This is a genomic window from Kitasatospora sp. NPDC056783 (assembly GCF_042789895.1).
Lineage (GTDB): Bacteria > Actinomycetota > Actinomycetes > Streptomycetales > Streptomycetaceae > Kitasatospora.
The window spans coordinates 1-7,292 of sequence record NZ_JBHUAF010000417.1 but is presented as its reverse complement, the minus strand read 5'-3'; the positions used below and the strand labels follow the sequence as shown (position 1 = coordinate 7,292).

General features: G+C 71.0%; 7 protein-coding genes. 3 read left to right on the top strand and 4 right to left on the bottom strand.

Going from position 1 to position 7,292, the window contains the following annotated elements; all coding sequences use genetic code 11:
- Positions 1-1,100 (bottom strand): peptidoglycan DD-metalloendopeptidase family protein (locus tag ACFRMQ_RS35500; RefSeq protein WP_380734930.1); only part of this gene is annotated, 1,100 nt, incomplete at its 3' end.
- Between the two features lie 11 nt (positions 1,101-1,111).
- A complete protein-coding gene (locus ACFRMQ_RS35495) occupies positions 1,112-2,095 on the bottom strand; it encodes an alpha/beta hydrolase (RefSeq protein WP_380734929.1) in 984 nt (327 codons plus the stop codon).
- 289 nt (positions 2,096-2,384) lie between these two features.
- Between ACFRMQ_RS35495 and ACFRMQ_RS35490 the strand changes: the two genes are divergently transcribed.
- On the top strand, positions 2,385-2,933 hold the full coding sequence (locus ACFRMQ_RS35490) for a hypothetical protein (protein WP_380734928.1): 549 nt from the start codon (positions 2,385-2,387) through the stop codon (positions 2,931-2,933).
- A gap of 96 nt (positions 2,934-3,029) precedes the next feature.
- Here ACFRMQ_RS35490 and ACFRMQ_RS35485 read toward each other — a convergent pair whose 3' ends face one another.
- Together ACFRMQ_RS35485 and ACFRMQ_RS35480 are read right to left on the bottom strand one after the other, a co-directional pair.
- Complete coding sequence (locus tag ACFRMQ_RS35485; protein ID WP_380734927.1) at positions 3,030-3,989, bottom strand: hypothetical protein; 960 nt, start codon at positions 3,987-3,989, stop codon at positions 3,030-3,032.
- Positions 3,990-4,042: 53 nt separating this feature from the next.
- A complete protein-coding gene (locus tag ACFRMQ_RS35480) occupies positions 4,043-4,639 on the bottom strand; it encodes an ATP-binding protein (protein WP_380734926.1) in 597 nt (198 codons plus the stop codon).
- A gap of 229 nt (positions 4,640-4,868) precedes the next feature.
- Here ACFRMQ_RS35480 and ACFRMQ_RS35475 point away from each other — a divergent pair, with 229 nt between their 5' ends.
- Together ACFRMQ_RS35475 and ACFRMQ_RS35470 are read left to right on the top strand one after the other, a co-directional pair.
- Positions 4,869-6,269, top strand: coding sequence for a hypothetical protein (locus tag ACFRMQ_RS35475; RefSeq protein WP_380734925.1), 1,401 nt, complete (start codon positions 4,869-4,871; stop codon positions 6,267-6,269).
- A gap of 12 nt (positions 6,270-6,281) precedes the next feature.
- Entirely contained in the window at positions 6,282-7,205 is a 924-nt protein-coding gene (locus ACFRMQ_RS35470) for a phosphotransferase family protein (RefSeq protein ID WP_380734924.1), read from the top strand.
- Positions 7,206-7,292 lie beyond the last annotated feature (87 nt).

The window sequence follows — 7,292 nt, the reverse complement described above, 5'->3', positions numbered from 1 at the left end:
CCGTTGACGGCGGTCTGCCACTGGTGCTGGAAGGTGCTGCCGTTGACGGCGAAGACCTCCAGACGACCGTCCGGGGCCTTGCCGAGCTCGATCTCACTGTTCGCGGGTCCGCCGCCCGTGGCCTCCCAGCCGGACCAGCCACCGCTGGGAGCCGTCTGGTAGCGGTGGAAGACGCCGACCGGGCCCGAGGCGAAGACCTCCAGGCGGCCGTCGTGATTGGTGCCGACGGCGATGTCGTGGCCACCACCGCCGAAGTCCTCCCAGCCCGACCAGGCCCCGGAAGGCTGGAGCTGGTAACGGTGCTGAAAAGTGGAACCGTTGATGGCGAACGCCTCCAGCCGGCCGTCCGCGTTCGGACCGATCGCGAGCTCGGCGCCGGCGGGGCCGCCGAGTTCCTCCCACTCGGACCATGCACCGTTGACGGCGGTCTGCCAGGCGTGGGAGACGCCGTTCGCTCCGGCCGCGAAGACCTCCAGACGACCGTCCGCGGACCGGGCCGAGACCACCCGGCCGGACTCCGCCGGGTACACCGGCGGAGTGGGACGGGGTCCGCTTCCGGGAACGCAGGGCACGGTGACGCCGCGATCCGCGAGGTAGGGCTCCGGGTCGGTGCGCTGCGACGCGTTCGAGTCGGCCCAGACCCGCAGGTGCAGGTGCGGGCCCGTGGAGTTGCCCTCGCTGCCCATCAGCGCGATCTGCTGACCGGCCGTCACGGCGTCGCCCTCGAACACGTCCCGGCGCTGCATGTGCCCGTACTCGGTGATCGTTCCGTCCGGGTGCAGGATGCGGATCCACTGACCGTAGCCGGGCTCCGTGCCGGAGAGGATGACCCTGCCGTCGCCGACCGCGTAGATCGGGGTGCCGTAGTCGTTGGCGATGTCGATGCCGTTGTGCTCCGCGGAGTAGTGCTGGGAGACCTGGCCGCGGGCCGGGCAGGCCGCCGCGAAACCGGCGGCCAGGGCGGGGACGGCTACGGCGGGAGCCACGGCGGCGGCGGGGGCGGCCAGAGTGGGGGCGGCCAGGGCGGGCGCGGCCGGCACGCCGACCGGCAGCAGCAGGGCGACCGCGGCCAGGACCGGCCGCGCGATGCGGGAGACCATCGGAGCGCCCCTCACGCCTTGCGGAGGCGGTCGATGATGCCGTCGATGTCGCGCCGCATCAGGTCGGGGCGGATGAAGTGGCCGCCCGGCTCCTCGTGCGCCTCGTACGGGATGCCGGCGCCGTCGAGCAGGGAGCGGAACTCCCGCTGCTCGGCGAGCACTTCGGACTCGTTGAACTGGTCGAAGGGGTTGGTCGGGTCGGGGCTGGTCCCGGCCACCAGGAAGATCCGCTTGTTGCGGTAGCTCTCCAGGCGCTCGACCGGGTTGTCGGCCGTCACCCGGGCCTGGTCCCACAGCGGCGCGCCGTAGATCGTGCCGCCGGCCAGGTCCTTCACGGCCGAGGAGACGTTGGCCCAGTGCACGACCGCGCCGCCGTTGCGGCGGATGCTGGCCGGGCCGGAGTGGGCGCTGACGGAGGCGAAGTGGCCCCAGTACTTGGCCGCGTACTTCAGCGCGCCGAAGCCGCCCATGGAGAAGCCGGACACGGCACGGCCCTCGGGCTCGGCGAAGGTGCGGAAGTTGGCGTCGACCCAGGGGATCAGCTGGTTGATGTGGAAGGACTCCCAGTTGCGGGGGCCGACGTTGGTGCTGACCGGGTTCGAGTACCAGCCGGCCTGGCCGCCGTCGGGCATCACGACGATCAGCGGCTTGCCGATGGTCCACTCCCGCACGCCCCGGCGGTCGAACTCGATGAAGTCCTGGAGGCCGCCGTGCAGGAGGTACAGGACGGGGTAGGTGCGGCCGCTGGTGTGGTAGTCGTCGGGGAGCAGCACGTTGACGGCCGGGTCCCAGCCGATCTCGGCGGTGTGGAAGCGGTAGTACCACATCCGGGCGTCGCCCTCGTTGCGGTCGGTGATGTGCAGGCCGAAGCCGTCGCCGGCCGCGTGGGCGGCCGAGGCCGTCGCGAGGACGCCCGCGCCGCCGAGCGCCAGGGCGGCGCCGAGCCCGCCGGCGGACTTGAGGATGCTCCTGCGGGTGGGGTGGTTCGTGGTCACCGTGACCTCCTGAGGGTACGTGGCGGCGGTCTGCCCGGACCGCCGGAGTCCGACGGACCGGACGCTAGCCACCCGCCGCGGGGGACGGAATCCGGAACCATACGGACTGACAGGGACGGGTCACGAAGCGGAGACTGATGCGTTCGCGCCGTACCGGCGGGTGCCGAGGGGTCCCGCCGGCCGGGGCCCGCGCCCGAGCCGCCGCCCGCACCGGTTGTCGTGCGGCCTTGACAGTGCGTCACAGGCTGAGAACCCTGGTGCTGTACTCCAGGGACACGAAGGACACGGCATGCCATGGGTTGACGAGAGCAAGCGCCACCGGGGTTTCCCGGCGGCGGTGTTGGCGGACGGCAGCGAGCCGGCGCCGTTGCCGGACGGGCGCACCACCTGGTGGCTCTACAACGGCGCGGACGGTCCTCGGGCCACCGCGGTGCGTGCTGGTTGCGGCTGCGGCTGGCGGGGTGAGCGGCTGCACCCGCTGGACTTCGGCAACGACTCGGCGACCGAGGCGGTGGGCAAGGACGTCGGGCCGTTCGCGGACTGGGAGCGCCACGTCGACCAGGCCGAAGGCGTGGTGCCGCGCGAGGTCGAGGAGCTGATCGCGGCGCTGGTCGACCGGATCTGCGATCTGACGGAGAGCAAGCCGTACGCCGCCGCCCGCGCTGCCGCCAGGTTCGAGCGCGCCGCCGGTTCGACCGCCCTGCTGGCCGGCCGCAGGGCCCGCGACAACCTGATGACCTGGAAGTACATCGGCCGCGCCTTCGGCTGCGGGCCGGAGGCGGCGCTGGAGCGGTTCGGCGAGACGCTGCCCGACGTCGATATGGGTGACGAGGGGTAGGCCGTCGGCCTCGACTTCCGTACCGCCCGCGCATCCGGAGCGGGGTACTCGCGGTGTTCACCAAGCGGAGGTGTTCACCGAGCGGAAGGGCGGTCGTCATCGCGGTCCCCAGTTCCACGGGGCGGGGTGGAGGCCGCGCAGGCACGCGACCTGATGGGCGGCCAGGTGGCGAGCGCGGACGTCGAGACGGGCGCGGCGCACCGTGTCCATGACCGTGGTGAGCGCGATGACGTCGCGTACGGTCCGGTAGCCGGACCAGGCACCGATGTAGGGGCGGTCCGGGAGCGGGTCCTCGCACTGGTAGGAGAGATAAGTCTCGGCGTAGGTCCGGTGGTCGTCGCGCGGGGCGGTCAGCAGCTCGGAGCGCCAGCGGGCGGCGACCAGGTCCCACTCCCGATGGCCCCGCATCAGTGGGCGGCGTGGCAGGAGCCCGACGTGGACACCGTCGTCGTGGACGGGCACCATGCCGTGGCCGCCGAGGATGACGGCGTCGGGTGTCGGCCAGTCGAGGTAGTCCCACTCCTCGCGGAGCTGAGCGGTGTGCTCGTACAGGAAGGCGCGGGCCGGCTCGTCCAGCAGGGCGTCGTCCAGGCCGTCCGGCTCTGCCGGCAGGGCGGCGAACGGGTCGTGCTCCTGGAGCCACGCTGCCGTCGCCGGGGCGATGCGGTGGGTGAGGGCGGTCACCCACGCGGACAGGGAGGTGTCGGCACTCGGCTTCCCGCAGGGCCGCCAGAACGTCACCGCCCGCCCCTCGGCGCACGGATGGACGTCGGTGTACCGAGGGGAGGTGACGGCGACGTGGTGCCGGCGCAGAAGTTCTGCGCTCTTGAGGAGGGCCCGGGCTTCGTCCGGGTCGGGGTGCACGATCGCGAGGGCGCGCGAGATGGGCAGCGACCACAGGTGGTTGGGGCTGTCGCTGACCAGCTCGGCCCGCCCTGCGTCCTCGGCGCCGGCCGCGCAGGCCTGCGTCAGGGCCCCGTAGGAGGCCGCGATGTCCGACCTGTGGGCCGGGGTGGCGGTCTTGAGCAGTGCTGTGGTTCGTGGTCCGACACTCACGGCGCGGTCCTCGGGTCGAAGTGGGTGGATAGGGGCGGGGAACGGGGGATCGTCTACGGGACAGTGCCTTCCTGGCGCCGTTGGAGCGGCCGGTGCGGCCTGTCCGCGCTCCTTCGCGTCGGCCCGGAGATGGCCTTCCCCTGATACTCCGGCGGCTGGATGTCGGCTTCCGGCCGCACTTCCGCGCAGACGGCGGCAGCCTGGCCGAAGGTCTCCGGTGCCACATCGAGTTCGAACCACACGGACCAACCGGTCGGCCGTCCTCCGGGGTCGAGACGCTGGTGCCATCCGATGTCGTCCGCGTAGCCGGCCGCGACCACCAGCCCGCGGCCGCAGGTCGCGTCCAGGTCGTCGACGCTGCTGTTCATCACCGGCTCGACGACGCTCGGGTCCGTCACGGTGATCCGCAAACGGCCGCGCTCCAGGTCGACATCAGCCTCGATCAACAGCCCTGCTTCATACCCGCGCCTTTCACCGACGGCGTGCTTGATCGCATTGTCGATGAACTCCGAGGAACACACACGAAGCGCGTACGCCCTGGAGTCGTCGAGGACGATGCCGGCTCTCACGGCCTCCTGGGACAACAGGTCGCGGACGGCACCGAGGGAGACGGTTGTGATCGTGGCGCTGAACTCCAGGACACGGTGCATGGCTGTTCCTCCGAACCGTGGGCGGGGGCGGCGAGTGGTGGTCATCGCGTGTCCACCGAGACTCGCCGCGTCAGGGCCGGAAGGGCAACCGGAAGAAGTTGCCGCTGTGAGCCGAACTCACCGGTTTGACGCGTGCGGCAGAGCAAACCGGCAATGAGTTACTGCTTTTGACCACGAATCAGTGGCTTGGAATGGCTAGGCTGCCCATCAGCAGCAGAGGAGGTGGGACGTGGGTCACAAGCCCTCCTGCGCAGCGCGCGCCAGGGCCAGTGCCGCGACACAGGGCTGGACGATCGACATGACGGCGTCGGTGATCGTCCAGTGCTGCGGCGTCACACTCCTTCGCGCCCATCGCCTCGCCCGGGGGTGGACGCGAGCTCGGGCCGTCAGCGAACTGATCGACCTGTGCGACGAGTTGGCGATCGATCGGCCAAACCTGGACGCGGAGCAACTGGGCGCTTGGGAGCGGAACACCCGGATGCCGCGGGCTCGGACCATCGATCTGCTGTGCCGTCTCTATCGGACCGACACACAAGGGCTGGGGCTCGCCGGCGGCTACCGGACGGACACCTCCACGCCCATCGCCGTGTTCGCCCCGCCTCCCGAACCCGACCTTCCGGCGGTGGCCGAGCATCCGGCCGTCCCCGCCTTGCGGGGTGCGGGCGACCCACTCGACGCCATCGCACGTTCGCACCGGCGTGCCATCGAACGCACGCTGGCCAGCACGACGCTCACTACCGGCGAGCTCGAGTCCCTGGACGGAAAGCTCCTCACGCTGCGACGGGACTACGTGTCCGACCCCCCGATGGTGATGCTGGCACGGCTGCTGACGGCCCTGGAGGAGGTCCGGCAGTACTCCGAAGAACGGCAGCCCGCGGTCGTTCAGGTACGGCTGTCCGAGATGCTCGCCGTACTGTCCACCCTGACGGCGGACGCCCTGATGAAGCTGGGGCGCACGGAGCAGGCTCGGGGCTGGTACGGGACCGCGAAGTCGGCCGCCGATGACAGCGGAAACCGCGAACTACGCACCCGGGTACGGGTGCAGGCAGCGATGCTGCCGTTCTACTACGGGCCTCTGACCGAGGCGGCAGCCCTCACCCACGAAGCCGTGCTCCTCAACCGTGGGCGGCCGTCCGTGACAGGAGCGTTCGCCTCCGCCGCGGAGGCCCGGGTCAAGGCCTGTCAACGCGACGAGGAAGGCACCCACGAGGCGATCGCACGAGCCCGCGCACTGTTCGAACGCAGCCGTCAGACGGCCCAGGAGGACGACGCCTGGGCGTTCCCCTACCGACGGCTCCAGCTCTACCTGTCGGGCGCCTACACCGCCCTCGGCGACACGGTTCAGGCCGGCCGGGCCCAGCAGGAGGCACTGCGCCTCTATCCCGACCACACCGGCATCGACCCGGCACTGCTGCACCTGGAACAGGCCATGTGCCTGGTTCGGCAGCGGAGCGTGTCCGAAGCCTGCCAGCTGGCCCGGGCCACCTACCTGGCGGTGCCCGCGGACCACCGCACTCGGATCCTCGGCACCCGCGCGGCGGACATCATCAGAATAACGCCGAAGGAAGTACGGCCTCGCGCTGCCCGAGAACTCGGCGAACTTCTGGCCCTTCCCACCGGCGGGACGTGACAGTCGCATCCCATGCCCGTCAGCCTGGCAGGTATGAGTACTCCGGTTCTCCGGATCGGCGGGTTCGCCGAATCCGAGGTTGTCACTGTCCTCAACACCGCCTGCGGCCAGGTCGGGATCGACCCGGTCGACGCTGTGCTCCTGCGCGGCCACACCAACGCCGTCTACACGCTGCCGGCCGCCGGGGCGGTCGCCAAGATCGCGAGGGCGGGCACGCCTTTGGACAGTGTCCGCCGTACCCTCCGGCTCGTGCGGTGGCTCACCGGCGAGAACTTCCCGACCGTCGAGCTGATGCCGGTGCGGCAACCGGTCGTGGTCGGCGGGCACGCCGTGACGTTCTGGCACTATCTGCCCCAGCCTGACCGCCCGGTTCCAGCGGCGCAGCTCGCCGTTCCCCTCCGTACCCTTCACCAACTCCCGCCTCCCCCCTTCGACGTCCGCTCCGTCGACACCGCCGGGGCCATCAGACGCTCGATCACGGAGATCACCGCGTTGCCCCCGGAAGACATCGCCTGGCTCGAACAACGGTTGGCCGACCTGGAAGACGCCCTTCCCCACGTGCGGTACGTCCTGCCGCCGGGCCTGTTGCAGGGCGACCCTCAGCACCGGAACGCCCTCCACCACGACAATGCCGCAGTCCTGTGCGACTGGGACACCGCCTGCTTCGGGCAGCCCGAACTCGACCTCGTGACCGTCGAGATCCATTGCCGCCGCTTCGGCTACGGCTCGGCCCACTACCAGGAGTTCGCGGACCGGTACGGTTTCGACGTGACCTCGTGGGCGGGTTACCCCGTGCTCTCCGCGCTCCGCGAACTGCGGATGATCACCACGAACGCCAAGCGGGCCTCACCCGGGAGCTCGACACTCCTGGAGGTACGACGCCGCGTCCAGGGGCTACGGTCCGGCCAGGACCGGCTCGCATGGAACATCCTCTGAACCGGCGAGGCGTCGGAGCACCGTACCTTCACAAGATGTCGGGACGGCCCTCCTGGACGAACGGCCGGGCGGTCGGGCCCCCTGGCC

Bases quoted from the DNA above. Each gene is read 5' to 3' on its own strand.
- ACFRMQ_RS35490 (WP_380734928.1), top strand. From the start codon at position 2,385: ATGCCATGGGTTGACGAGAGCAAGCGCCACCGGGGTTTCCCGGCGGCG.
- ACFRMQ_RS35470 (WP_380734924.1), top strand. From the start codon at position 6,282: ATGCCCGTCAGCCTGGCAGGTATGAGTACTCCGGTTCTCCGGATCGGC.
- ACFRMQ_RS35480 (WP_380734926.1), bottom strand. From the start codon at position 4,639: ATGCACCGTGTCCTGGAGTTCAGCGCCACGATCACAACCGTCTCCCTC.